Annotated in this window: 24 protein-coding genes; 16 read left to right on the forward strand and 8 right to left on the reverse strand. The window is 43.5% G+C overall.

All coding sequences use genetic code 11. The features are described 5' to 3' along the window. Positions 1-70 precede the first annotated feature (70 nt). Positions 71-604, reverse strand: a complete 534-nt coding sequence (locus tag AC3WVG_RS03115) for a MamS/MamX family magnetosome protein (protein WP_488796719.1) — start codon at positions 602-604, stop codon at positions 71-73. Positions 605-701: 97 nt separating this feature from the next. After that, positions 702-1,049: a hypothetical protein gene (locus tag AC3WVG_RS03120; protein WP_488796720.1), complete on the reverse strand. Its 348-nt coding sequence runs from the start codon at positions 1,047-1,049 to the stop codon at positions 702-704. Positions 1,050-1,333: 284 nt separating this feature from the next. Here AC3WVG_RS03120 and AC3WVG_RS03125 point away from each other — a divergent pair, with 284 nt between their 5' ends. Together AC3WVG_RS03125 and AC3WVG_RS03130 are read left to right on the forward strand one after the other, a co-directional pair. Next, positions 1,334-2,461 carry an ATP-binding protein gene (locus AC3WVG_RS03125; RefSeq protein ID WP_488796721.1) on the forward strand — a complete coding sequence of 376 codons (1,128 nt, stop codon included), beginning with the start codon at positions 1,334-1,336 and terminating at the stop codon, positions 2,459-2,461. Between the two features lie 144 nt (positions 2,462-2,605). Then, entirely contained in the window at positions 2,606-3,457 is an 852-nt protein-coding gene (locus tag AC3WVG_RS03130) for a damage-control phosphatase ARMT1 family protein (protein WP_488796722.1), read from the forward strand. A gap of 159 nt (positions 3,458-3,616) precedes the next feature. On the opposite strand, the gene AC3WVG_RS03135 is transcribed toward AC3WVG_RS03130, so the two are convergent. Both AC3WVG_RS03135 and AC3WVG_RS03140 read right to left on the reverse strand, forming a co-directional pair. Beyond that, positions 3,617-4,228 carry a DedA family protein gene (locus tag AC3WVG_RS03135; protein WP_488796723.1) on the reverse strand — a complete coding sequence of 204 codons (612 nt, stop codon included), beginning with the start codon at positions 4,226-4,228 and terminating at the stop codon, positions 3,617-3,619. Between the two features lie 101 nt (positions 4,229-4,329). After that, on the reverse strand, positions 4,330-5,466 hold the full coding sequence (locus AC3WVG_RS03140; protein WP_488796724.1) for an MGDG synthase family glycosyltransferase: 1,137 nt from the start codon (positions 5,464-5,466) through the stop codon (positions 4,330-4,332). 825 nt (positions 5,467-6,291) lie between these two features. Between AC3WVG_RS03140 and urtA the strand changes: the two genes are divergently transcribed. The 12 genes from urtA (at position 6,292) to ureG (ending at position 17,443) form a co-directional block, all read left to right on the forward strand. Beyond that, entirely contained in the window at positions 6,292-7,596 is a 1,305-nt protein-coding gene (urtA, locus tag AC3WVG_RS03145; protein WP_488796725.1) for an urea ABC transporter substrate-binding protein, read from the forward strand. 62 nt (positions 7,597-7,658) lie between these two features. Then, positions 7,659-9,311 carry an urea ABC transporter permease subunit UrtB gene (gene urtB, locus AC3WVG_RS03150; protein WP_488796726.1) on the forward strand — a complete coding sequence of 551 codons (1,653 nt, stop codon included), beginning with the start codon at positions 7,659-7,661 and terminating at the stop codon, positions 9,309-9,311. A gap of 2 nt (positions 9,312-9,313) precedes the next feature. Beyond that, positions 9,314-10,417: an urea ABC transporter permease subunit UrtC gene (urtC, locus tag AC3WVG_RS03155; RefSeq protein ID WP_488796727.1), complete on the forward strand. Its 1,104-nt coding sequence runs from the start codon at positions 9,314-9,316 to the stop codon at positions 10,415-10,417. A gap of 2 nt (positions 10,418-10,419) precedes the next feature. Then, positions 10,420-11,214 carry an urea ABC transporter ATP-binding protein UrtD gene (urtD, locus tag AC3WVG_RS03160; protein ID WP_488796728.1) on the forward strand — a complete coding sequence of 265 codons (795 nt, stop codon included), beginning with the start codon at positions 10,420-10,422 and terminating at the stop codon, positions 11,212-11,214. Positions 11,215-11,216: 2 nt separating this feature from the next. Next, complete coding sequence (gene urtE / locus AC3WVG_RS03165; RefSeq protein WP_488796729.1) at positions 11,217-11,912, forward strand: urea ABC transporter ATP-binding subunit UrtE; 696 nt, start codon at positions 11,217-11,219, stop codon at positions 11,910-11,912. A 10-nt stretch (positions 11,913-11,922) separates the two neighbouring features. After that, the gene (locus AC3WVG_RS03170) at positions 11,923-12,762 is read left to right on the forward strand and encodes an urease accessory protein UreD (protein ID WP_488796730.1); all 840 of its coding nucleotides are present in this window, start codon (positions 11,923-11,925) and stop codon (positions 12,760-12,762) included. Positions 12,763-13,091: 329 nt separating this feature from the next. Continuing rightward, the gene (gene ureA / locus AC3WVG_RS03175) at positions 13,092-13,394 is read left to right on the forward strand and encodes an urease subunit gamma (protein ID WP_488796731.1); all 303 of its coding nucleotides are present in this window, start codon (positions 13,092-13,094) and stop codon (positions 13,392-13,394) included. Positions 13,395-13,405: 11 nt separating this feature from the next. Then, positions 13,406-13,717, forward strand: a complete 312-nt coding sequence (locus tag AC3WVG_RS03180) for an urease subunit beta (RefSeq protein ID WP_488796732.1) — start codon at positions 13,406-13,408, stop codon at positions 13,715-13,717. 4 nt (positions 13,718-13,721) lie between these two features. Continuing rightward, the gene (gene ureC, locus AC3WVG_RS03185) at positions 13,722-15,425 is read left to right on the forward strand and encodes an urease subunit alpha (protein WP_488796733.1); all 1,704 of its coding nucleotides are present in this window, start codon (positions 13,722-13,724) and stop codon (positions 15,423-15,425) included. 17 nt (positions 15,426-15,442) lie between these two features. Then, positions 15,443-15,892: an urease accessory protein UreE gene (ureE, locus tag AC3WVG_RS03190; protein WP_488796734.1), complete on the forward strand. Its 450-nt coding sequence runs from the start codon at positions 15,443-15,445 to the stop codon at positions 15,890-15,892. Continuing rightward, positions 15,867-16,589, forward strand: a complete 723-nt coding sequence (locus AC3WVG_RS03195) for an urease accessory protein UreF (protein ID WP_488796735.1) — start codon at positions 15,867-15,869, stop codon at positions 16,587-16,589. Before ureE ends, AC3WVG_RS03195 begins: the two co-directional genes overlap by 26 nt. Before the next feature lie 230 nt (positions 16,590-16,819). Beyond that, positions 16,820-17,443, forward strand: a complete 624-nt coding sequence (gene ureG, locus AC3WVG_RS03200) for an urease accessory protein UreG (RefSeq protein ID WP_488796736.1) — start codon at positions 16,820-16,822, stop codon at positions 17,441-17,443. A 391-nt stretch (positions 17,444-17,834) separates the two neighbouring features. Here ureG and AC3WVG_RS03205 read toward each other — a convergent pair whose 3' ends face one another. After that, entirely contained in the window at positions 17,835-19,283 is a 1,449-nt protein-coding gene (locus AC3WVG_RS03205; protein ID WP_488796737.1) for an ATP-binding protein, read from the reverse strand. Positions 19,284-20,024: 741 nt separating this feature from the next. Between AC3WVG_RS03205 and AC3WVG_RS03210 the strand changes: the two genes are divergently transcribed. Both AC3WVG_RS03210 and AC3WVG_RS03215 read left to right on the forward strand, forming a co-directional pair. After that, positions 20,025-21,290: a phenylacetate--CoA ligase family protein gene (locus AC3WVG_RS03210; protein WP_488796738.1), complete on the forward strand. Its 1,266-nt coding sequence runs from the start codon at positions 20,025-20,027 to the stop codon at positions 21,288-21,290. Continuing rightward, positions 21,281-22,420 carry a ChaN family lipoprotein gene (locus tag AC3WVG_RS03215; protein ID WP_488796739.1) on the forward strand — a complete coding sequence of 380 codons (1,140 nt, stop codon included), beginning with the start codon at positions 21,281-21,283 and terminating at the stop codon, positions 22,418-22,420. The genes AC3WVG_RS03210 and AC3WVG_RS03215 overlap by 10 nt, the downstream gene beginning before the upstream one ends. A gap of 35 nt (positions 22,421-22,455) precedes the next feature. Here AC3WVG_RS03215 and AC3WVG_RS03220 read toward each other — a convergent pair whose 3' ends face one another. The 3 genes from AC3WVG_RS03220 to AC3WVG_RS03230 all read right to left on the reverse strand — a co-directional run bounded on the left by AC3WVG_RS03220 (position 22,456) and on the right by AC3WVG_RS03230 (position 24,859). After that, positions 22,456-22,716 carry a hypothetical protein gene (locus tag AC3WVG_RS03220; protein ID WP_488796740.1) on the reverse strand — a complete coding sequence of 87 codons (261 nt, stop codon included), beginning with the start codon at positions 22,714-22,716 and terminating at the stop codon, positions 22,456-22,458. Between the two features lie 35 nt (positions 22,717-22,751). Then, complete coding sequence (locus tag AC3WVG_RS03225; protein ID WP_488796741.1) at positions 22,752-23,684, reverse strand: calcium/sodium antiporter; 933 nt, start codon at positions 23,682-23,684, stop codon at positions 22,752-22,754. A gap of 128 nt (positions 23,685-23,812) precedes the next feature. Next, the gene (locus AC3WVG_RS03230) at positions 23,813-24,859 is read right to left on the reverse strand and encodes a tRNA(5-methylaminomethyl-2-thiouridylate) methyltransferase (protein WP_488796742.1); all 1,047 of its coding nucleotides are present in this window, start codon (positions 24,857-24,859) and stop codon (positions 23,813-23,815) included. Positions 24,860-25,177 lie beyond the last annotated feature (318 nt).

Consider the following 25,177-nt stretch of genomic DNA (forward strand, 5'->3'; position numbering starts at 1 on the left):
CAAGCCACTGTATCAAGCGGAGCCCATTGTCTGTTAAAAAAAAGGGACGGCTTTAAACCGTCCCATGTTTTTATTGTTGCTGCTGCCACCCGGATGGTCCCATGCCTTTCCCACGACCATAGCCCATGTGACCCGGGCCAAACTGTCTGCTAGCATTTCCCTGAGGATTGCCCCAGCAACATCCGCCTCTTGCCCCGCGGCCTCCACGCCACACTGGGAAGCCATATTGGTCGCGCAGAACTATCTCTTGTTGCGCTGTCTTAATTTTCACCGGAATAAGCAAATTGTTGAACTTATATCCCTGCACATCGACTTTTTCTCCTGGCTTTAAAACATATCCTTTCTGTTGCCAGAACCAAATCGGTCCAAGTCGAAGTGAAACATCGCCTTCTTGCGTCTTCAAAACAGCTACAGGCGGTGTAAAACTTGTCACTTCTCCACTAATGGTAATGACCTGTTGAGTTGCATGCCAGCCGGGACAAAGCGGTACGGGAGCGTTTTGAGAGACCTGTCCCTGCCCTCTTCCCTGGCCTTTAGCCATAAGATTCGCAGGAAGAACCAAGGCCAATAACATGACCATAATTAGCAATTGTTTTCTAGTCATTTTATTTCCCTCCATCTGTATGGTTGAGTAGTTAAGTTGTTAAGTAGTTGAGTGGTTGAGTAGGTTGGGTCCCGCACTAGCAGGACCGGGCCAGTTTTTATTGGGCTACTTCTGGCTGTTCTACTGTCTGTTCCGTAGCTACAGTTCCAGAATTTTCTATTTGCTGCTGGTTGTACCGATTGCGGAATTTCTGCCTCGCCTGTTGTTGATTTTGCTGGTTATAGTAACGCTTGCGAAGCCTCTGCCTTGTCTGCTGCCCTGAATAAGATTGGCTGTAGGTCGACGACTGTCCCTGATAGGTTCCGGAGATACAATTTCCACCATAACCTCCGCCACCGCGTCCTCCACCTTTGCCGCCTCCTCGGGCATAAGAAGATACGGCCATCGGTCCGAAGATCAGGGCAACCACCAGACATACACTGATAGTTAAAGCTGTTTTTTTCATAACTTTACCTCCTGTTTTTTTGTTGTCTGGTTAGTATTAGGCAAGCAGCGTGCCAGAAATCATACACCCATAACCATCTAAAATTATTTACTTTTTAAAATAAATAAGTTTAAACAGGCTCACCATAAATGTCGAACCACTCGACAAAAATGTCGCCCCCCGATCTCCTTTCAGGCCAGAGATAAGGAAAACTTGGATTTGCACTCCAAATTTTTTGACAAATTTATGGATTTGCACTCCAAATTTTTTGACAAATTTATGGATTAAGGCTAAGCGCAATAATTATGATTTTTGAACGCATTTACAAACCAGAAGAGCTGATTCAGCAAGGTAAGGCCCTGATCATCTACGGCCCGCGGCGAGTCGGCAAAACAACCCTACTTGAACTTTTCCTGCAAAAAACTTCCCTGAGGTACAAACTGGATTTTGGGGATAATATCAAAATCCAGCAACTTTTCAGTTCCCAGGATTTCAACGCTATTTTAGAATACGCAGAGGGTTACAACTTAATAGCCCTTGATGAAGCCCAGTATATTCCCAACATTGGTATGGGCTTAAAGATTCTGGTAGATCAACTCCCTTCCCTTTACGTAATTGCTACAGGCTCATCATCTTTTGAGCTTGCCGGCCAGGTTGGAGAACCTTTAACCGGCAGAAAGAGAACTTTAATCCTCTATCCTTTATCGCAAAAAGAGCTTAATTCCATCTACACCAGATACGAATTAAAAGAAAAGCTGCACGATTTTCTTATTTTTGGCACATATCCAGAAGTAGTAACAGCAAAGACCAGGCAGCAAAAGATAGAGATCCTGGAAGAATTGGTTTACTCATATTTGCTTAAAGACATCCTGGCCCTTGATAAAATAAAATCTTCCAAAACTTTAGCCGACCTTTTAAAGCTTCTTGCTTTTCAGATAGGCAACCTGGTTTCCCTCAACGAGCTGGCAGTGCAACTAAAGGTAGATGTCAAAACAGTGGGCAGATATCTTGACCTGCTGGAAAAATCATTTGTGATCAAAAAAATACCTGGCTTTAGCAAAAATTTAAGAAAAGAAATCACGACCAAAGCAAAATATTTTTTTGTGGATAATGGCATTAGAAACGGGATTATGAGTCAATACAATCCACTGGATTTACGCGGCGACACAGGAAGCCTCTGGGAAAATTTTATTGTGATGGAGCGGATAAAAAAACTTACCTTTGAGAGAACCATGCCTGTTTCTTTTTACTTCTGGCGCACTTACAATGGCCAGGAAATTGATTTGATTGAACAAAGGGAAGACGGTATTTTTGCCTATGAGTGCAAATACTCACAACAAAAGGTAAAGACACCTGGCTTGTGGCTTAAAAATTATCCGGAAAGCCACTTTACAGTGATAAACAAAACCAATTATCTGGATTTTTTGCTTTAGCAATTTTATTTGTACCTAAAATTTATTGATTAACTAACATGATGTGTCCAAGTCTTTGTTAGCAGCACCAGGAAACAGTCCTGAAAGTTGAGCAACACTAGTAAACGCACAGTTCAGAAAGCTGTTCTAAGCCGGGAGAAGCCCATGCAAACATATCTGGATTGTCTACCCTGTTTCTTAAGACAAATTATAAATGCGGTCAGGCAGGCTAAACCTGATGATTCTGCTTTGCACCTAGAGGTCGTTCAACAATTTTGCCAGAACGTTCCGAACCTGGACCTCACCCTCTCTCCTCCGGCCCTTGCCGGTCAGATTTATGCACAGCTCTCGTCAACCGCCAAAACAACTGACCCCTTTGCCCGGATAAAACGCGAGGCCAACGAACGCGTAATGAAACTGCTACCTGAACTGCAAAAAATGGTGGACAGTGCACCAGACCCTTTGCGCGCGAGCCTTAATATCTCCATTATTGGCAACTATATTGACGCAGGCATCGCCCATAATTTTGACTGGGAAGAGGCTATCCATAAAGAAGATGAAACTTCCTGGGACGCGTCAGCTTACTCTCACTTTCTAAAAATGATTGACCAGCGCAAAAATATAATGATTCTGGGCGACAACTCAGGAGAGATTGGACTGGATACCTTGCTGGTGAGACAGTTAAAAAAATTAGGGATGCAGGTAACCTATGTGGTTAGAGAAAAGCCGATTATCAATGATGCCACCATGGACGATGCCCGTTTTGTGGGCATGACAGAACTATGTGAGGTTATCTCTTCTGGAGTAGACACCCCGGGTACTGTCCTGGAAAGATGCACCCGGGAATTTTTGGCTCGAATGAAAGAAACAAAATTGATCCTGAGTAAAGGACAAGGAAATTTTGAGGCCCTTAAAGATGAATGGCCGGGGATTTTCTATGCCTTTAAAGTAAAGTGTCCGGTGGTAGAGAAGTTTACCGGCCGTCCCGTGGGCAGTTCCATCTTTACCTATATTTGACAAAATAACCGCCAGACTTGACTGGAAATGGAAGGATAGGAGTTCAAGTTCGCCTAATTTCCTATCCTCCCAGCTTCCCAACCTCGAACAGCAGGAAAAGTCAGAACTAACAGCGAATGCGCCCCTCTACACTTGACACTTTCTAATGATAAAATTGGTTTAATCACGTTTTATCCGTTTCAAAAACTGTTTTCCTAAATAACCCAGGACCGCCACTGCCAGCAAAATGAGCCCCACCCTGCCAATCCAGGCCTCAACCAACTTCCAGCTTGTCCCGAAAACATAGCCGGCCCCAAAATAAAATACTCCCCATAAAATGCCACTAAAAACTGCATAGACCCAAAATTTACCAGGCTGCATTTTGAGCAGACCGGCTATAAAAGGAATAATCGGACGGATTAACCCGATAAATCGGCCCCAGAAAACGCTCATTCCTCCATGGTTTTCAAAAAAGCGATAGCCCTGATTGACATATGGCTGGTATTTCAAACAAATTTTTTTCAAGATGAGTTTTTCTCCATAAAACCTGGCCAAGTAAAAGCTCGCCAAATCGGCCAAAATCGCCCCCAAAGAGCCGGCAATGATTACGAAATAAATTTCAAGTACACCATGAGCTGCAAGAATACCTGCAGAAGCGGCAAATACAGTCCCAGGAATTAGCAGCCCTATAAAGGCGAACGACTCCAAAAAAGCCACGACAAAAATTACAATATAGGCCAAGAGGCTGTAATGGCCTATTAAAGCAAAAAAAGAATTAATTATTTGTTGCACTAATTCGCTCCTGGTTGCTCTTTAATATTACCTGGGGGCCAAGCATCCGGTGCTCTCTACACCCAACGTGCAGCTATATAGTTTTTTATTGTAGGATGCCCCTAGAATCTAGATGTGTCAGCCCTATTGTCTTCCAGTACGGTATTGACAATTACCTCGGCTGCTTTAGGTTTGGAAATTTTACGTGCATTTTCTCTCATCTTTTCCAGGTGAGTTGGCGAGGCATAATATTTCTTAATTAGTTGAATCGCGTTCTTTATAGATGTAGCCAACACCCCGGCCCCTTTTGAAGAAATATAGGCAGCATTATTCGTTTCCTGATAGGGAATGGGATTAAACATGAGCAAAGGCACCCCTACTGCCAGGGCCTCACTTACAGTAAGTCCGCCTGGTTTTGTCAGCATAAGGTCTGCAACGGCCATCATCTCCTCTATATTATCTATATAACCATATTTTTTCAGGGTAACCCAAGAATTAGAACTAAATGACTCAAATTTTTTTAATAGACTTTTATTCCGACCGGCTACCAATAAAACATTCAATTCCATATCTGTTTGATAAATCCCTTCCAGCAATTGAACCACTTGTTTATCAGGAATAGCGCTTGCTAGCACAAGCAAAGTAAATTTAAAATTGCTAATGCCAATTTTTTTAAATATCTGTTCTTTTTCTTTATATTTTTGAAACTTTTCAAATACTGGAATGCCAGATATGATAACTTGTTCTTCAGACGCACCTAGTTCAAGCAATCCATCCTTAACTTCCATGTTGGCTACAAAATACTTATCTACTTTTTTAGTATACCACATCCTATGTAAACCATAATCCGTAACTATGACGTAAATTTTTCCTGCGTATAAACCTTGTTCTTTCAATCGAATCAACATGGTAGCTGGAAAAAAATGAGTACAAATGCTGATATCTGGTTTGTTATCAATCAGGTAAGGAATAATCTTTTCAAAATTTTTCAAACTGATAGCATCAATGAATTGAACAACCCTACTGAATTCTCTATTACGATCTGTAAGTTTATACGTGATCTTACATGCTGTATGGGAATGTTTGCTAATAAAGTCATAGATATTGCTGCAAAAGTATTTGCACAGCTTGTTAGAAAAAGAAAGAAGATCAAAAATTACGGTGGCAACTTCCCGCTTGTCCAAGGCTTCCATGATGGCGAGGGCAGCAATCTTGTGTCCGTGTCCTGCTGTCACATAAAATAAATTAATAGGTTTCATAAGTTTCACATGAGACTCCAAAATTTATTTATCTTTCTCACCATACACCGTTCCATAAAAATCTTCGCCCCAGTTGTTCTTCCCTGAACAAATATCTGCACTTGGTATCTATGAAAGCTTATGAGTCTGTTGTGGCCAAACCCCATTTTAACCTTGGTTTGAGTATAGAAGGCAAGGAAGAGTTCAGAACCATTATTTAATATATAATTGATGCAAGGAAGACAAAACAAACTTGTTGTAATTTTTTACTGAAAATGGCCCAGGTAAAACTGACTATTTTTTGACATTTTTGCAAATAACGATATCTACATATAACTATTTATATTTATTACATTTTTAAACCCATCAAAATCTCATCAATACTACTTTTTTGTACAAAAAGTACCCTCCAGCTATGTAAAACCTTATTTTTAACAGTTTTGTAATTTTAACACCAATCCCAGCTTAATGTGACCCAAAAAGCATGTATGACACAACATACTAAAATATTTAATAAAAAAATTAAATCCTATTATTAACAAATTTGTCAAAAGCTTACTAGCTACTTTACAATTTTGTTAAATACACTCTTGTTTGTTATTTTTATATAAATTCAATGATTACATATAATTAACTCATATAATTATCGACCTGATTGTCTGGCACGCATATTGATTGAGCACGGTTAGTTTTTAAGCGCTGAACTTGGAGTCTCCACTTAAAAACCAGGCCTGGGCAAAATGTGCGCACATGCCCAATGTTACGCGCTTTTACTTTTGTATTTATGGCTAGGGGCTAAGGTTGTAAGGTTAAACAAACTTTAACTTTTTTAAGGAGAAAAAAATAATGAGACAAAAGCTATGGCTTTTTTGTTTGTGTACAATTTTAGCTGTCTCGATTGTGTGGGGAATGCCCAAACCGGCCCACGCAAAAGAGGACACTATTAAGGTAGGAATACTGCATTCATTGTCTGGAACTATGGCCATTAGTGAAACATCTTTAAAAGATGTGGCACTAATGGCCATTGAGGAAATCAACCAGAACGGTGGGTTGCTCGGCAAAAAGATTGAACCCATCGTGGTCGACCCCGCTTCAAATTGGCCTCTTTTTGCAGAAAAAGCAAGAGAGCTGCTAGAAAAACACAAAGTAGCTGTTGTCTTTGGCTGTTGGACATCCGTATCTAGAAAATCTGTTTTGCCAGTGTTTGAAGAGCTGAATGGTCTCCTTTTCTATCCTGTTCAGTACGAAGGTGAGGAATGTTCCTACAATGTCTTTTACACAGGCGCCGCTCCAAATCAGCAGGCTATTCCGGCTGTTGAATATCTTATGAGTGAAGATGGCGGTGGGGCAAAAAGATTTGTTCTTTTAGGCACTGACTATGTGTATCCTCGCACCACCAACAAAATCTTGCGCGCTTTCCTGCATTCTAAAGGCATAAGTGATGAAGATATTCTGGAGATGTACACTCCTTTTGGACACAGCGACTATCAGACTATCGTTGCTAAAATTAAAAAGTTTGCTGCTGCCAAACCAACAGCTGTAATCTCCACTATCAATGGTGACTCCAACGTGCCTTTCTACAAAGAATTGGCCAACCAGGGAATCAAGGCCGAAGATATCCCTGTAATAGCCTTTTCAGTGGGCGAAGAGGAATTACGCGGTATTGATACCAAACCTCTAGTCGGTCATCTGGCTGCATGGAACTACTTCATGTCCATTGACTCCAAAGAGAACAAAGAGTTCATCAAGAAATGGAAGGCTTATGTAAAGAAACACAATCTCCCCGGTGGAGACAAGCGGGTAACTAATGACCCAATGGAAGCCACTTACATTGGCATCAACATGTGGGCTCAGGCCGTACGCCAGGCTGGAACTACTGACGTAGATGCAGTCCGTCAGGCCATGGGTTACCAGAAATTCAAAGCTCCCTCTGGATACGAAATCAGGATGGATCCCAAAAACCATCACTTGCACAAGCCTGTCTTTATTGGCGAAATCAGGGAAGATGGACAGTTTGATATAGTTTGGCAGACACCTGGACCAATTCGTGCTGAACCCTGGAGCCGTTATATCCCGGACAGCGCCAAGAAGGTAGCTGATTGGACTTACCCCTGGGTGTGCGGCAACTGTGAAAAGCCAAAATACAAATAAAATCAGGGAGTAAACAAGACCTGTCCCCTTCACACCGAAGGGGACAGGTTAAACTAAAAGCCATGAAGTACTATAAAAATACTACCATAATTATCATCCTTGTAGGACTGTTACTCCAGCTCTTTGCCGTCAGCGTCAATGCCACACCCACTACCAATACCAATATGGAACTTTCTCAGGCATTGGCAGGTCTTGGAGCAAAGAGTCGTAAAAAAATTCTTAAGTCAGTCAAGAAGCTGGGGCAAATAGGGGACCCTGCGGCTATCCCTGCTCTTGAGGCATTACAACATAGAAAATTACGTGCCGATGCCAATGGACGCATATACATAATAAGTGATGATGGCACATCTGCCAAAGAGGTCTTAACCGGAGAAACTTATACTGGCGCTATAGACGAGCTTTATACTCCTATCATCAACAACAGAGTACGGCGAGTAATAAAAACGGTTCTGGCCAGATTAAAACTTAGATCCAGCGATCCTGAGGTACGACTTTTAGCTGCCAAACAACTGGCTAAAAATCCTCGTGAGGACGCAACCAAAGAGATTCAGGCCGCCCTTGAAAAAGAAACCAATGACGAAGTACGTGAAGCTCTTGCTTTGGCATTAGCTTTAACTCAAATCGATAGTCCGCAAAAAGAGCACCGTCTCCAGGCCATCAAAACCATTGCAGAGTCAGGCAACCTGAAATTTATTCCCTTACTCAAAGGGGTGCTCGCCAAAGACAGTGCAGGAAACTTTTTAGAGCCTGATTCAGAGGTGCGAAAGGCCGCCTCCAAGGCCATCAAAAGCATTGAACGGCATATGCTTTTAATCAGCACTGTCCGCAATCTCTTCTATGGTTTAAGCCTTGGTAGCGTCCTTTTACTTGCGGCTCTGGGCCTAGCCATAACTTTCGGCCTGATGGGCGTTATTAATATGGCCCACGGCGAAATGCTTATGCTGGGCGCATACTCAACCTACGTCATTCAGGAACTTTTTAAAAACTTTCTGCCGGGACTATTCGAATGGTATATCATAGCTTCCATACCTGTTGCCTTTATTGTTCCGGCCGTAGTGGGAATGATTCTGGAAAGAACTATAATCCGACACCTTTATGGTCGGCCTTTGGAGACCCTGCTCGCCACCTGGGGAATAAGTCTCATACTCATCCAGACGGTTCGGCTCATCTTCGGTGCGCAGAATGTTGAAGTATCTAACCCCTCTTGGCTTTCAGGAGGATTTCAAATCACCCAGGGACTGCTGCTTACAAACAATAGAATTTCTATCATCCTCTTCGCAGTGTTCGTTGTATTCTTGGTCTGGCTGCTTCTAAACCGCACCCCATTGGGTTTGATGGTCAGAGCAGTCACTCAAAGCCGCTCAACCGCCTCTGCCATGGGCATACTTACTTCCCGGATAGACATGTGGACCTTTGGTCTGGGCTCTGGAATAGCCGGACTGGGCGGTTTGGCCTTATCCCAAATAGGTAATGTCGGGCCTGAGTTAGGTCAATCTTACATAGTGGATTCATTTATGGTTGTTGTCTTGGGAGGCGTGGGCAAAATTGCCGGCACAATTTTTGGGGCATTTGGACTTGGAATAATCAACAAATTTTTAGAGCCGTTTACTGGAGCTGTATTAGGCAAAATTTTGGTCTTAGTTTTTATAATACTCTTTATCCAGAAACGACCACAAGGAATATTTGCCCTTAAAGGACGTTTAGCGGACGGTTAAAAATGTTAAAAGATATATTAGAAATACAATCCAAGCGTGCATGGGTTCTCACCCTGTTACTGACCTTTATCGTGGTCATCGTGATACCCATACTCAATGTAGTCGTGCCAGAAGACTCTGTTCTGCATATCCCGGAATATCTGATTCCATTGCTTGGCAAATTCCTCTGCTATGCGTTGGTTGCCTTAGCTATGGACTTAATCTGGGGATATACCGGGATTCTGAGCTTAGGTCACGGCGTCTTTTTCGCCTTGGGCGGATATGCCATGGGTATGCATTTAATGCGTGTCATGGCTGGTGAAGGAGTTTATCGCAGTGAACTGCCAGACTTCATGGTGTTCTTGGACTGGAAAGAATTGCCCTGGTACTGGTATGGTTTTGACCACTTTTGGTTTACCCTATTGATGATTGTCCTTATCCCAGGGTTATTCGCCTTTATATTCGGTTTCTTTGCCTTTCGTTCGCGTATTAAAGGTGTTTACTTTTCCATCATCACCCAGGCCATGACGTATGCTCTTATGCTCCTGTTTTTTAGAAACGAGACCGGTTTTGGAGGGAACAACGGGCTTACTGACTTTAAACACATCCTTGGTTTCTCGCTACATGAACCAAGTACTAAACTGGGGCTATACATCACCACTGCCATAGTCCTTTTATTAAGTTATATCCTGTGTCGATACATTGTTAATTCAAAACTGGGCCGGGTACTGACTGCTATACGCGACGCCGAAAGCAGAGTCATGTTCTCGGGTTATAATCCGCTTCACTATAAACTCTTTGTCTGGACATTATCAGCCATCCTCTGTGGCATTGCCGGGGCACTTTATGTCCCACAGGTAGGCATAATAAACCCGAGCGAAATGCAGCCGGCCAATTCTATTGAAATGGCCATCTGGGTTGCAGTTGGAGGACGAGGAACTCTGGTAGGCGCTTTGTTGGGGGCTGGCTTGGTAAATGGGGCCAAAAGCTGGTTTACCGTGGCTTATCCTGATCTGTGGCTTTATTTTCTAGGGGCCATATTTATTGCCACAACTCTTTTCCTTCCCAAAGGTGTAGTGGGAATAACAAACCTGTTTAACAAAAAAATCAAAAACGGAGGAAAATAAAAATGTCCTCTCTGGCTCCAGAGTCAACTACTCAGAGTCCAAAAAAAATACATGCCAGCCGCCGTAATCTTCTGCATGTAGAAGATATTACTGTCAGTTTCGATGGATTTAAGGCCCTGAATAACCTGACGCTTTATATAAATGAAGGGATACTGCATTGTATAATCGGGCCTAACGGAGCTGGTAAAACAACTTTATTGGACATTATTACAGGCAAAACGAAACCGGATAAAGGGAGTGTCTTTTTTGGCAACGACATAGAACTGACTAAGCTCTCTGAGCATGAAATCTCTCAAGTAGGTATAGGGCGTAAATTCCAAAAACCGACTGTTTTTGAAAATCACACTTTATTTGAAAATTTAGAGCTTGCCCTAAATTCCAAAAAGGATGTTTGGCACAGTTTATTCGCAAAGCTAACCAGCGAGCAACGAGACCGCATTGAAGAAGTTTTGGATATTATCGGCTTATCTGACAAAATTAACGAGCAGGCCGCACTTTTGTCACACGGCCAAAAGCAGTGGCTAGAGATAGGAATGCTTCTGGTGCAGGAACCAAAACTGCTGCTCTTAGATGAACCAGTTGCTGGTATGACCCCTCAAGAGATAGAGAATTCCATAACATTATTAAACTCTTTGGCTGGAAAACATACAGTCGTAGTAGTGGAACATGACATGGAATTTGTCCGCTCTATTGCCGAACGTGTAACGGTTTTACATGAAGGCAGCGTATTAGCGGAAGGTAGTATGGATGAAGTACAAAACAATCCTAAAGTGATTGAAGTATATCTGGGAGAATAAATATGTTAGAGGTAAGGGGTCTGAATCAATATTACGGAGGAAGTCATACCCTTTGGGATATAAATTTAAGTGTAAAAGAAGGGTCCTGTGTCTGTATTATGGGTAGAAATGGAGTGGGCAAAACAACCTTGCTTAAATCCATCATGGGACTTCTGCCCATACAGAGTGGAAGTATCAACTTTCTGGGACACGAGCTCTCTAATCAACCGGCAGCCATGCGCGCCCGATACGGGATCGGTTATGTACCTCAGGGCCGAGAAATTTTCCCTCAGCTAACAGTAGAAGAAAACCTGCGCGTAGGCCTTACAGCCTGTTATGGCTCAAAACATGAAATTCCTGAATTAATATTTGAGCTGTTTCCTGTTTTAAAAGAGATGCTGCGCAGAAGGGGAGGAGATCTCTCTGGTGGCCAACAGCAACAGTTAGCCATTGGCCGTGCCCTGGCCATTAACCCAAAACTACTCATCCTGGATGAACCCACGGAGGGCATTCAGCCTAATATTATTCAGGAAATCGGGGATATTATTGTTCGTCTGAACCAGGAACAGAATCTTACTGTCTTGCTCGTCGAGCAGAAGCTTCTCTTTACCCGCAAGGTAGCCAGCGATTTTTATCTCATGGACAAAGGCCGTATAGTGGCCAATGGTTCTATGGCAGAATTGAACGATGAACTCATAAGTACTTACCTCACTGTCTAGCTGAAATATAATGACTACTCTCAAAACAAAGCAAGGCTGGGAAGCCCAACTTTCTTTGCTCTTTGACTTATCAGGGGAAAAAACCATTTTACGCAACAAGCAGCACAAAGGCCCTTTACTGGTCCAACGCCCCTTTTATCCAGAAGGAGATAATACTTGCCATGTATATATCATCCACCCCCCAGGAGGGGTGGTCGGAGGTGACATATTAAATATAGACATAAAAGCAAGCTCCGGCACACACGCACTTATTACCACTCCTGCTGCAGGTAAATTTTATCGCTCATCAGGCGCATTTGCCAGGCAAGATCAGGTGATAAAAATTTCTTCTAACGCAATCCTGGAGTGGCTGCCCCAGGAAACTATTATCTATAATGGCGCCAAATCTAAGATATCAACTCGAGTTGAACTGGATGAAGGAGCACATTTTTTGGGCTGGGAAATAACCTGTCTTGGCTTACCTGCTTCTAGTCAAAAATTTACTGATGGTGTTCTCAGGCAGCATTTTGAAGTATGGCAGCAAGGCAAGCCTATCCTCGTGGAACGAGGCTGTTTTGAGGGTCAAAGCCAGGCCGTTACTTCTCGTTGGGGGCTTGCCAACTATACAGTTGTTGGGACTTTGGTTTGTACTTGCGACAAGCACGCTGTTGTTGAAAATATCCGCCTCGCTCTCATGGAGCAAGTCAAAGAAGAGCTTTTTAGTGTGACCGTGATTAATGGAGTTGTGGTCTGTCGTTATCTAGGCCATGAGGCATACCGGGCCCGTTTCTTTTTTGCCAAGACCTGGGAGATATTAAGGAATAAGGTATTCTCTCGCCCGGCCTGCCATCCGCGTATATGGCACACTTAAAAAATAAACTTTCGAACTTTTATTGAAGGCATTATTTTCTTCAATGCTAACAAAGATTTGGACACATCTAATGCTTACTTAAGGGCAGTGCATAACGGAATATATTAAAGTACCTTATCAATTTACCTTTTACGACTTTTGAATCATATCGTAAATGTGCTAGTGTTATCTCCCAATGCACTGCTCATCCTTAAGCTTCGCAAAGATGTGTTGCCCAAACCATTTGTAATGCATTTCAGAAAACAAACCTTCAAATATCAATTTGAATAACAATATGTCAAACAACCAAAAAATTAATTTAAAAATTCAACTATCAAAGGAGTAGGACAATGAAACTTTCTCCGCGAGAAAAAGATAAGTTGTTGGTCTTTACGGCCGCTTTGCTGGCAGAGCGGCGTAAAGCCCGCGGACTCAAGCTCAACCATCCTGAGGCTGTAGCCTATATTTCTGCAGCCATTATGGAAGGGGCCCGCGAAGGACGCACAGTGGCCGAATTAATGGAATACGGCCGCACCTTGCTTACCCGTGACGATGTCATGGAGGGGGTAGCTGAGATGATTACCGAGGTACAGGTGGAAGCAACCTTTCCGGATGGAACTAAACTGGTAACTGTGCACAACCCAATCCAATAAGGAGCTATCTAATGATACCGGGAGAAATTTTTCACGCCAAGGGCGATATAGAGTTAAATAGTAACCGCCCAACAATTACTCTTATAGTAGCCAACACTGGCGACCGGCCCATACAGGTAGGTTCTCACTATCACTTTTATGAAGTCAATTCGGCTTTGTCTTTTGATCGGGAAGCTGCCTTGGGCTATCGTTTAAATATTCCGGCTGGAACAGCAGTCAGATTTGAACCGGGGCAAAAACGCGAGGTAGAACTGGTCGCCTATTCTGGCGCACGTAATGTGTTTGGATTTAACGGAAAAGTAATGGGAAAAATTTCGGAGTAATACTATGGCAAAAATAAATCGACATGCCTATACAGATATGTATGGTCCCACCAAAGGGGACAGGGTTCGACTTGGTGATACCGAGCTCATTATTGAGGTCGAGGAAGACCACACAATTTATGGCGAAGAAGTAAAGTTCGGTGGCGGCAAAGTGATCCGCGACGGAATGGGGCAGAGCCAGCGCACTTCAGACGAAGTCGTGGATACAGTAATAACCAATGCTTTGATTTTAGATTATTGGGGCATTGTCAAGGCAGACATAGGCATTAAAAACGGTCGTATCGCGGGCATTGGTAAAGCAGGAAACCCGGATACTCAGCCAGGAGTGGATATCATTATAGGCCCAGGCACAGAAGTTATTGCCGGAGAAGGACAAATCGCTACTGCTGGTGGGCTGGATGTGCATATTCACTTCATTTGCCCTCAACAGGTAGAGGATGCCATCATGTCCGGGATAACCACAATGATTGGTGGTGGTACTGGCCCTGCAGCCGGGACCAACGCCACTACCTGTACACCTGGCCCATGGAATATCCACCGTATGTTACAAGCCGCGGACGGTCTTCCTATAAATCTCGGTTTCCTGGCCAAGGGAAATGCCAGCTTGCCTCAAGCACTAAAAGAACAGATAGAGGCCGGGGCCATGGGCTTTAAACTGCATGAAGATTGGGGGACTACGCCTGCGGCCATAGACAACTGTTTAACTGTAGCCGATGAATATGATGTTCAGGTAGCTATACATACGGACACCTTGAATGAATCCGGTTTTGTAGAAAACACAATAAAAGCCTTCAAAGGCAGAACCATTCATGCCTATCACACCGAAGGCGCCGGTGGCGGCCATGCCCCTGATATTATCAAGGTCTGCGGGGAACCCAATGTTTTGCCTTCTTCTACCAACCCTACCAGGCCCTATACCATGAATACAGTAGACGAACATCTGGATATGCTCATGGTCTGTCATCACCTTGATGCCAGTATCCCTGAAGATATTGCCTTTGCTGAATCACGTATTCGACGTGAAACCATAGCTGCGGAAGATATTCTGCACGACCTTGGGGCCTTCAGTATAATCGCCTCGGATTCACAGGCCATGGGACGGGTCGGAGAAGTGATTACCAGAACATGGCAGACCGCCCATAAGATGAAAGTCCAGCGTGGTCCCCTACCAGAAGATAGCGAGCAAAATGACAATTTCCGGGCCAAGAGATATGTGGCAAAATATACAATTAATCCTGCCATTGCCCATGGCATCAGCCATGAAGTGGGCTCTATCGAAAAGGGAAAATTGGCAGATATTGTACTGTGGCATCCTGCCTTCTTTGGAGTAAAGCCGGCCATGGTCATTAAAGGTGGAATGATTATTGCCGCTCCTATGGGCGACCCCAATGCCTCTATCCCCACTCCCCAGCCGGTTCATTATCGCTATATGTTTGGGGCCTTTGGGGAAGCACTAACGGCAACAAGTATAACTTTTGTCTCTCAGGCTGCCATAGAATCTGATATCAAGAGAAAAATCGGCCTTAAAAAAAGAGTAGTGGCTGTAAAAAATACCCGGACAATTAATAAAACAGACATGATTCACAACAACTATTTGCCGCAGATTGATGTTGACCCACAGACTTATGAAGTTCGGGCAGATGGCAAGTTATTGACCTGCGAGCCAGCGGAGGTCTTGCCTCTGGCTCAACGTTATTTCCTATTTTAAACACGGAAGCCAAAACCATGCTCAAAGTTATTGAACTTCTTCAATATAAAGATCAGCAGATCCAGCCTCAGGCCCAACTCACGCTGCCTTTCGACCTGAGGCAAAAAAGCAGGCAGCTGGCCCGTTTGGACAGCGGCGAGGAGGTGGGTCTATTTCTCCCACGAGGTACAATTCTAATGGATGGAGACCTTCTCCAGGCTAACAACGGTATGGTCATTATTGTTAAAGCCGCACCGGAAAAGATCTCAGTCGCCACTACCCAGGATTCGCTTCTTTGGGCCCGCGCTTGCTATCATCTGGGCAACCGCCATGTACCTTTGCAAATTTCCAACCTGCAGGTAGCCTATTTACACGACCACGTGTTGGACGAAATGGTTAAGGGATTAGGCCTTGAAGTATCAACAACCATCGCCCCTTTTGAGCCTGAAACCGGGGCTTATCATGCGCATGGACATCATCACCACTGACCAAAAAGGGCCAAGAGAGCCCAAAATCAGTATGTCGGCTATGCTGCGTTTGCTGCAGATTTGCAGCCCCTCACTGCCGGTAGGCGCATATGCCTATTCCCAGGGGATGGAATGGGCTACCCATGCAGGCTGGTTGAAAAATGAGGCCGAAACCTGCGATTGGATACTAGGCCTGATGCGTTATTCTTTGGGCGGCCTTGACGTTCCAATACTTGCCAGGCTCTATCGCGGTTGGAAAGAAAACGACATTAGGCAGGTCAAATACTGGACCGAATTCCTCCACGCAAGCAGGGAGTCTGCAGAGCTACAGGCGGAAGATAACCATATGGGCGTAGCCATGGCCAAGATCCTTGGAGAATTAGGCATTTCCCGAGCGAATGACTGGAAAACAGAGCCTGTAGTAACCTTTGCAACAATGTTTGCATTGGCAGCAGTCCACTGGGAAATCCCTGTCTATGAAACCTGTGTAGGTTATCTTTGGTCCTGGGCAGAGAATCAAATAGCTGCTGCGATTAAATTAGTACCATTAGGCCAGACAGCAGGCCAGAGGATACTCTCTCAAGCCATAAAAACCATTCCCGAGGTTGTGGATAATGGATTATCTCTTCAAGATGAACATATCGGTTTTTTAGCTCCGGCCTTTGCCGTCGCCAGCGCTTTACATGAAACTCAGCATACGCGGCTATTTCGTTCGTAAAAACTAAGATAAAATTTATTCATAAACTTTACTATTTTGATCCTGATTTTACAGCAACTACCTTGAAACAATAAGATTCCCTGGCGATTATACTTCTCATCAACTGGGTGAGATTGCTTCGGAGCTTATGCTCCTCGCAATGACAGGCAGGAAGGATTATTTTATTCAATCCTAAAAAGAAACCACGGAAGTTGAGTTAACTAAAAAATACCAAGGAGAGATTGAACTCTATGATGTCAAAACAGCCATTACGTGTAGGCATAGGAGGACCTGTAGGTTCAGGGAAGACTGCTCTTATTGACATTATTTGCAAAAAATTACGCGATAAATACAAAATTGCCGTAGTGACGAATGACATCTATACTCGCGAGGATGCGGAATTTCTAATTCGTAGCCAGGCATTACCGGCCGAACGGATTGTCGGTGTTGAAACCGGCGGGTGTCCCCATACCGCCATTCGTGAAGATGCATCCATGAACCTTACAGCAATAGACAAGCTGACCCAGCGCTTTCCAGACCTTGACCTCATCTTGGTAGAGAGCGGAGGTGACAATCTAAGCGCCACTTTTAGTCCGGAACTTGCTGACTTGACTATTTATGTAATTGACGTAGCAGCCGGAGATAAAATCCCCCGGAAGGGCGGTCCAGGTATCACCAAAAGTGACCTCCTGGTTATTAATAAAGTAGATTTGGCCCCTTTTGTGGGAGCATCCCTTGAAGTAATGAAACGGGATGCCTCTCTAATGCGTGGGGATTCTCCTTTCGTATTTACAAACTTAAAGACTCAGGAAGGAGTTGATGAAGTGATAAAATTTATTGTCACGCAGGGTATGCTGGACATAGATGATGTATGAAAACTAAAATCGGGGCCCTTTTCTTAACTTATCCTGCAGATAAATATTGGACTGGCAGTTACAAGTCCTTCACCGTTTCCATAGAAAATGCTCGGCTTTGTCTCTGATCAATTTAGGGTGCATCCGATGGCTGCACTTTGGTTGAGTAGTTGAGTAGGTGAGTGGTTGACTAGGTAGGATGGTCAGTGGATATGGGATTCCGTAGTAGAATTTTTCCCTGATTGCCGTCAGATTCTGGATTATTACCACTGCACAGAGCTTCTGAACAGGTTTGGTTCCTAAATTATGATAAAATTTTCTAAATATGAACAAAAAAAAGAGAAAACAATCAGCAGATGGAATATCAAAATTAAGGCTTCTCAAGAATCAGTGCAAATAGCGAATGCGCCCTTCAATTAATAGGCAGTCGTACATAAAACTCAGCTCCCTGTCCGGGGGAGCTGCTAACTCCTATCTGGCCTCCATGCGCTTCTACAATTTTTTTAACAATAGCCAGGCCTAAACCTGTGGACTTTTCTCCCGCTGTTGGTTTGGCGCTAAGCCTCTGAAACTCTCCAAATAACTTCTCTTGATCCTCTGGGCTTATTCCAGGGCCGTTATCTTTCACTTTGAAGACGATGGCCGAGTCCTCCTGTGTTAAAGAGACAGTAACTACTTCTCCTGAAGGTGAAAATTTAATGGCATTACTCAAAAGATTATTTATAACCTGGGCCATCCGCTCAGGATCAAACAACGCATCTGGCACCTGCTCTAAGTGTGGCACTATAGTAATGTTCTTTTGTTCTGCATGGATTCTATGGAGCTTGAGCTGATCCAAAATCAACTGATAAAGTGAAGCACGTCTCCTTTTAATTTCCAGTTTGCCGCTTTCGATAACAGACACATCCAGAAGATCATTGACGAGATTGAGCATATCCTCGCTGGCTTTATTGATGATACCCAGATACTCTTTTTGCTCTTCATTTACGGGCCCGGCCAGGCCATCAAGAATCAACTCACTAAACCCATAAATAGCATTGATCGGATTGCGCAGATCATGGGCTGCAATACCCAAAAACTTATTTTTAAGCTCGTTTAATTCTTTTAGTTTTTGAATATACTCTATAGTTTCTATATTTTGTATTACACGGCAATAAAACTCCTCGTTAGAAAAAGGTTTGGCCAGGAAATCATTGGCACCGAGCTTTAAAAAACGTGCTGAAAGAGCTGTTCCTTTACTGCCTGATATTCCGATTAAGGCCAATTCATTTTTGGTGTATTTTTGTCTAATCTTTTCTGTTAGCACAAACCCATCCATCACAGGCATGGCATAATCGGTAATAACCAGTTTAATATCCGAATGCTCTGATAAAAGCTCCAGAGCTACCTGGCCATTGGGCGCATCCAGAACCTGGAACCTGTAACTTCGCAAAAGTTTTATGATTATTGAACGCGTTGTAGCGGAATCATCTACAATCAAGACCTTAATATGCTGATTTTTATACAGACGCTCAACAAGGTTAATAATGTAAGTAACACTCTGAACATTATCCTTTAAGACATAGTCAACGACCTTCTTAGAAAAGATTTCCTCCCTGATGCTATCGTCAAACTTACTCGTGAAGACTATGGAAGGAATATTCCGGGAGATAACATAGTCTATAATCTCACCGTTGGGGGCGTCTGGCAGGTTCATGTCTAAGAGGGCAACGAAAAAATCATGGGCATGGCCTTCAATAATTTTTACCGCCTCACCATAGGAGGATGCAATCCTGGCTTTAAACGGAAGTTTGTTCTCAACATTTATACGCAATATTTCAGCGAACATCCTGCTGTCTTCAACTATTAAAACCTGGTTCATTGCCATCCTCCTAACAAGCATGTGCTGATTAATAAACCTGGCCCTAAAAGATATTTTTCTTAGTTTTTATATAATCTAATCCTATAATCCTAAGTTGAGCGATTTTTAATTTATTTTTACACTAAACATATTGGAATAAAAGTATATTTTGAACCAGAAATTTTCACTCAATGAGAGAGATTGCCACGGGCAGCTTCGCTGCCCTCGCAATGACAGGATGTGCGCTATGTCATTGCGAGGAGCGAGCGTTAGCGAAGTGACGAAGCAATCTCAAACTTTAAACTGCACAAAATCGCTCAATTTAGGATAGTGTAATGCCATTAGCAGTGTTTCCAAAGCTTAACCCAAACCCTGGAAACGCATGCAAAAAACTAAACCTCACAAGGTTAGATAAAGTTTACTACATATAACATATTAAAATAGTTCAAAATTTAACAATCAAGATGCGAAGCCCCAGGCGATCTGTCATCCACTCGATTTTAAATATACTTAATAAAATCAAGGGGATGTGATTGCTAAAATTACGAGTTACGCGTTAACATAATTTTTTCTAATCTTTTTTTATATTTTCTCTGCATATGCGTCAATTTTTATTCAAAATTATTAAACATAACAGTATCTCAGGCTTTTAACATTTATCTGAATTCAACGAGTTTCTTCTCTTGATTTTTCTAACAACATTGCCTATAAGCCTATATTTTAAGTATAGTGAAAATTTATGTCCAAGGGGGATAGCGGAACATGACCCGCAAAGATCGTACAGAAGGAATCCTTAGTCGCAAAGAAGTCCTAGATTCAGGTGAGCGTCAAAAATATTATCAGCTACAGCTCAAAGAGCTGCTCAACTATGCTTATCGTTATTCGGAAGATGTCAAAAAACGTTTTGACCGTGCCCAATTTTCCGTGGATAAGTTCAAAAATCTGAGCGATCTCAAACACATACCCATTTTAAAGAAAAAAGAACTTATCTTCTTACAGTCCATGGGGCCCAGGCTGGGTGGCCTTTTGACCAAAGATTTAGGGGAGTTGCGACGCATTTTTATGTCACCTGGTCCGATCTTCGATCCCGAAGACCGCAGTGAAAACTACTGGGGATGGACAGAAGGTTTCTATGCCGCTGGTTTTCGCACTGGAGACATAGTCCAGATTACCTTCAATTATCACCTTACTCCTGCCGGACTCATGTTTGAAGAGCCTTTGCGCAACTTAGGCTGTGCAGCCATTCCTGCCGGTCCTGGCAATACAAACACACAATTGGAGATCATGCAGAAATTGCGTGTAACAGGTTACGTGGGTACTCCAAGCTACCTTATGCACCTGGCCCAAAAGGGCGAAGAAAAAGGCCTAAACCTGCGTAAAGACCTGTACCTGGAAGTGGCTTTTGTTACCGGTGAAAAATTTTCAGAAAAGATGCGTACCACCTTGGAAAAGAAATTCGATTTGATTATGCGCCAGGGTTATGGCACCGCAGACGTAGGTTGTATAGGCTATGAATGCTTCCATAAAAACGGACTGCACATCTCCAATAGAGCCTATGTAGAGATATGCCATCCAGACACGGGAATTCCTCTTAAAGAAGGAGAAGTAGGGGAAATTGTAGTTACTACTTTTAACAAGACCTACCCCTTGATCAGGCTTGCAACAGGTGACCTGTCTTATATTGACTATTCCCCGTGTCCTTGTGGTCGAACCTCACCCAGACTAGGAAATATTGTCGGCCGTGTAGATACCACAGCCAGGATTAAGGGTATGTTTGTCTATCCGCATCAGGTCGAACAGGTTATGGCTGCTTTTGAAGAAATCAAGAGATGGCAGATTGAAGTTACCAATCCTGGTGGTATTGATGAAATGACCTTGTACATTGAGGCCTCCAGCTTCAAACGTGAAGCAGAACTGCTGCACGTCTTCAGAGAAAAGATCAAAATCAGGCCTACCCTTAAAGTTCTGGCTCCTGGTACACTCCCTCCACAGATCAGGCCTATCGAAGACAAGCGAAAATGGGACTAGGGATCTTTTTAAATTCTCTTACCCTAGTCATACTTTGCATGGCCCTGGTAGGCTGTGCTGTAAAAGACCCGGTCCTTAAGACTGACCAAAAGCCTGGACCGGGCTCTTTTTTAGCCGGGAATGGTTCTGTTTTATCTGAAGACAAATTGTTGGCCCAGCTTAAAGGGGCACAATTTGTCCTTGTCGGTGAAGGCCATCGCAGCTCCTGTGACCACAAGGTCCAATTAAAGATCTTAGAGCTTCTGACACAAAAAGGCGCAGGCCCCATTTTAGGGCTGGAAATGGTCAGTGAAGACAAGCAGGAAATCCTGGATCAATTCACGCAAGGCCGCATCAGCCTGCAAAAGCTGCCTCAGGCACTTAAGTGGGAAGACAGCTGGGGCTATGACTTTGATCTTTATGCCCCTATTTTTGCCTGGGCAAGGAAACATAACCTAAAAATTGTCGCCCTGAACCTGCCCAACAACCTTATCCGCAAAATTGCCCATGAAGGTCTGGATAGTTTATCCTCAAACGACAAAAAATATCTGCCCCAAAAGATTATCCCTGCTCCAAAGGAACAAAAAGATTCTCTTATAGCTCAATTTAGCCTGCATCAGGATTTGATGCAAAAAAGAAAACCGAATCTGGACAGGTTTCTTCTCATCCAGTCTATTTGGGATAGCAAAATGGCAGAACAGGCCTTTAAATGGCAGAAAAAATTAAATCGGCCTGTACTCATTCTGGCCGGGTCAGGTCATGTGGAAAATGGTTGGGGCATTGAATACCGACTCAAGATACTTGATCCCCATGCAAAAATTGTGCGCCTGGAGCCCTTACGCACACTGAAGGACCTGTCCTCACAAAACCCCATTTATTTTTACTGTCCAAGCCCTAGGGTGGCCCCTCTGGGCATGATGATCAAAGAAGAGCAGGGACGGTTTATTGTTAAGAAAGTGTTAAATCCATCTAAAGCATATCAAGCCGGGATAAAAAAAGGAGACATAATTGTCCTGGCCAATGAACAAAAAATTACATCCCTATTTGATTTGCATAAAATTGCCGTGGCCGCTAAAAAGAAAGATAGGCCTCTTTGTTTGAAGATAAAGCGAGGCGATACATATCTCGCCATAAAAATTGAATTAAAATAGCTGGTTATCCCTTAATCCTTACCCCTCTACCCCTTTTAACCCTTTTCCTTGAGCAAGGCCCTGGCAATATCCAGGTCATATAATTTTAAAGGATCCTCGCCTTTACCCTTGCCTTTATACATCTTAGCTGCGCGACGGATAATGTCGATATCCAACCAGCCATGTCTCTCCCAAACTTCTGGATGATCCTGGTTCCATAGCCTAAACTCAATCATCCCATCATTTTCACGTACATACATCCGTTCTTTTTTGTTTGCCGGATTGGGATAATAATAAACACCTTTATGATCACGCATTGTAAGCCCCCGTTAATTTTTAACCCTGAGATCGGTTACACAAAATCCTTCACCCATCTGGCCAGATTTATGAAGATAAGGCATGCCCCTTCTAGCCTGGACACCCTCCATCCGGTCCGCATAAACAACAAAACCAAAAAAACCATAGTAATCAGCGCATACAAGCTGGACAGCGCGGAAGGTGAAACAGAAAGAGGTTTGAGCACGCAAGTTAGCCCCAGTACACCAGCAAAATTAAAAATGTCACTGCCAAGGAGATTTCCCAAAAGCATATCACTTTTTCCTTTTAAAGCTGCAGCTAGACAGGTGACTAGTTCTGGCAAAGACGTTCCGGCTGCCACAACGGTAACCCCTATGGCCCATTCGCTGACCCCGGCTAGACGCGCCAGGGTTGATGCCGCTTCCACCATAAGATGTCCGCCATAACTGACCATGACAAAACCCAAAATAAGTTTTGGATAATCCAGCCAGGTAGCCTTTCTCTGTGAAGGTAATTCCAGTTCTTCAGGTACCTTGCTACTACGCAAAATTATAAAGCCATTGTACAGGACAAGGCTTAGGAGAAGAACTATTCCTGCTCCTAGCCCCATTTTCAGGTCCAAGACCGAAATAAGAATAAAAATGGTTAAGCCCCAGAGAACCAGTCCATCCCTAAAAACTAGTGTCTTGTGGGTCTTGACCGGCCTTATGAGGGCCATCAGCCCCAAAATAAGACCCAGATTAAAAATATTGGAGCCAACTATATTGGACAAGGAAATATCGCTTAGCCCCTTAAAGGCAGCAGTGGCTGTGACCAAAAACTCTGGTAAAGAGGTGCCCAGAGCTACTACGGTCAGACCAATTACCAGTTCCGAGAGCCTAAATTTCCTGGCAATGGCCGAAGCACTTCCTACAATCCAGTTCGCCCCCAACCAGAGGAGCACTGCACTTAGAAGAACAAAAATAATATTTATGGTAATAGTTGACATAATCGGTTCTATTATATGTTAGTTTAATGTTTAGTGGCAACTTGATTTAATAATTGAGTTGTTAAATAGTCGATGGTTGAAGAGCCAGCCGATCAACCAATAAACCAATTCTCCCAGCCTTTGCAGCTTTAACCCTTTTCCCACCTTGGCTCCTGCCAATCCATTGAAGAACCATCCTCCGGCAAAACCAGAACAGATCTCTTTTCTTTGTCTTTACGAATTTCTACCACTACCTTTCGTTTACTTTTCCTGGCCTTGGGCGAAAATCCACAAACCAGAGAAGCAGCACTTAAGATGACTTCCTCCGGCCAATCTTCTCCCTGTCTCTCCTCTTCCCCGCTTTCCCCCTTTCCAGCAGAGCGGCCCAAGGCAATGGGGCCGGGAAAATCTTTAAGCTTAAAAATATAATCACTATCCTTGGCTAGGCGCAGAAGTTGCTGATTATCATTTTTATCCCTGCCAATACTTAACCAATAATTGCCTGACCAGTACTGCCGCCCTACATTGGCCAGGTAAAAGTCACTGGCTTCTGCCCCCTTTACCTTTTGCAAAAGTGGCAGATAGCGCTTGGCAGACTCCTTATCAGTTAGCAAACACCCTCCGGCCGGCGTTGGAATCTCCCGGAGCCCAAATTCCCGGGCTAATCTTAGTTGTTCTTTTCGGCCCCGGCCAGATATTCCCAAAAGCTTATCTCGATCAACAAGTCCGGACTCTTCCATAGGGGTAGGGTCAAGATGCTTGGCACAGAGGGGTCTTAATAAAACGTCCTTTACCTCCGCTTCCCGACGGATCAAGTACAGGGCATCCCTGCGCTGGGACATGGGCCTCTGGCCTAACACCTCGCCAGAAATAATAAATTTGGCCCCGTAGTGACTTAAAAGCTCCTTGGCCTTTTTAAGCATAAAAATTTTACAATCTACACAAGGATTTAACACCTTGCCCCAGCCAAACCTGGGACCTTCCTGCAATATACGCATATATTCTTCGGCAACATCAACGATTTTAATGGGAATGGAATAAAGCTCCTGCCAATGAGCCACTTTATCCGGGTGCCCGAAAAACGGCGAAACAAAGTGTAGGCCCAAGACATCAAGACCTTGTTTTTGAACAACCTTGACCGCCAGGATACTGTCCAAACCTCCAGAAAACAAAGCAAGTGCGTCGTAATTCTTCATAGTCTTAGGGAAGTGCCAGAAATATCACTTCCAGGCAAGACAGAAAAAGTTAGGCTCGCCAAATTTTGCTTGACAAAATCGGATTATCAACTAAATTTTGGAATTCATCGACACACCTACCCTTGGACAATGATCATCAGGGAATAACTTCAGGATAAAGTTTGCTCCCTTGATTTCAATAATAATGTTCATCAACAAAAAACATTATAACAAGAAAAAGTACCGTCAAAAAACGTCATCCTGAGTCCCGCTCACGGCGGGGCGAAGGATCTCATCGGCAGTGGGAGAGTTGTCTCGCTTACGAGATAGATACTTCTC

The sequence above is a fragment of the Desulfovulcanus sp. genome (assembly GCF_982781345.1).

Bases quoted from the DNA above. Each gene is read 5' to 3' on its own strand.
- AC3WVG_RS03115 (WP_488796719.1), bottom strand. From the start codon at position 604: ATGACTAGAAAACAATTGCTAATTATGGTCATGTTATTGGCCTTGGTT.
- AC3WVG_RS03120 (WP_488796720.1), bottom strand. From the start codon at position 1,049: ATGAAAAAAACAGCTTTAACTATCAGTGTATGTCTGGTGGTTGCCCTG.
- AC3WVG_RS03125 (WP_488796721.1), top strand. From the start codon at position 1,334: ATGATTTTTGAACGCATTTACAAACCAGAAGAGCTGATTCAGCAAGGT.
- AC3WVG_RS03130 (WP_488796722.1), top strand. From the start codon at position 2,606: ATGCAAACATATCTGGATTGTCTACCCTGTTTCTTAAGACAAATTATA.
- AC3WVG_RS03140 (WP_488796724.1), bottom strand. From the start codon at position 5,466: ATGAAACCTATTAATTTATTTTATGTGACAGCAGGACACGGACACAAG.
- urtA (WP_488796725.1), top strand. From the start codon at position 6,292: ATGAGACAAAAGCTATGGCTTTTTTGTTTGTGTACAATTTTAGCTGTC.
- urtB (WP_488796726.1), top strand. From the start codon at position 7,659: ATGAAGTACTATAAAAATACTACCATAATTATCATCCTTGTAGGACTG.
- urtC (WP_488796727.1), top strand. From the start codon at position 9,314: ATGTTAAAAGATATATTAGAAATACAATCCAAGCGTGCATGGGTTCTC.
- urtD (WP_488796728.1), top strand. From the start codon at position 10,420: ATGTCCTCTCTGGCTCCAGAGTCAACTACTCAGAGTCCAAAAAAAATA.
- urtE (WP_488796729.1), top strand. From the start codon at position 11,217: ATGTTAGAGGTAAGGGGTCTGAATCAATATTACGGAGGAAGTCATACC.
- AC3WVG_RS03170 (WP_488796730.1), top strand. From the start codon at position 11,923: ATGACTACTCTCAAAACAAAGCAAGGCTGGGAAGCCCAACTTTCTTTG.
- ureA (WP_488796731.1), top strand. From the start codon at position 13,092: ATGAAACTTTCTCCGCGAGAAAAAGATAAGTTGTTGGTCTTTACGGCC.
- AC3WVG_RS03180 (WP_488796732.1), top strand. From the start codon at position 13,406: ATGATACCGGGAGAAATTTTTCACGCCAAGGGCGATATAGAGTTAAAT.
- ureC (WP_488796733.1), top strand. From the start codon at position 13,722: ATGGCAAAAATAAATCGACATGCCTATACAGATATGTATGGTCCCACC.
- ureE (WP_488796734.1), top strand. From the start codon at position 15,443: ATGCTCAAAGTTATTGAACTTCTTCAATATAAAGATCAGCAGATCCAG.
- AC3WVG_RS03195 (WP_488796735.1), top strand. From the start codon at position 15,867: ATGCGCATGGACATCATCACCACTGACCAAAAAGGGCCAAGAGAGCCC.
- ureG (WP_488796736.1), top strand. From the start codon at position 16,820: ATGATGTCAAAACAGCCATTACGTGTAGGCATAGGAGGACCTGTAGGT.
- AC3WVG_RS03205 (WP_488796737.1), bottom strand. From the start codon at position 19,283: ATGAACCAGGTTTTAATAGTTGAAGACAGCAGGATGTTCGCTGAAATA.
- AC3WVG_RS03210 (WP_488796738.1), top strand. From the start codon at position 20,025: ATGACCCGCAAAGATCGTACAGAAGGAATCCTTAGTCGCAAAGAAGTC.
- AC3WVG_RS03215 (WP_488796739.1), top strand. From the start codon at position 21,281: ATGGGACTAGGGATCTTTTTAAATTCTCTTACCCTAGTCATACTTTGC.
- AC3WVG_RS03220 (WP_488796740.1), bottom strand. From the start codon at position 22,716: ATGCGTGATCATAAAGGTGTTTATTATTATCCCAATCCGGCAAACAAA.
- AC3WVG_RS03225 (WP_488796741.1), bottom strand. From the start codon at position 23,684: ATGTCAACTATTACCATAAATATTATTTTTGTTCTTCTAAGTGCAGTG.
- AC3WVG_RS03230 (WP_488796742.1), bottom strand. From the start codon at position 24,859: ATGAAGAATTACGACGCACTTGCTTTGTTTTCTGGAGGTTTGGACAGT.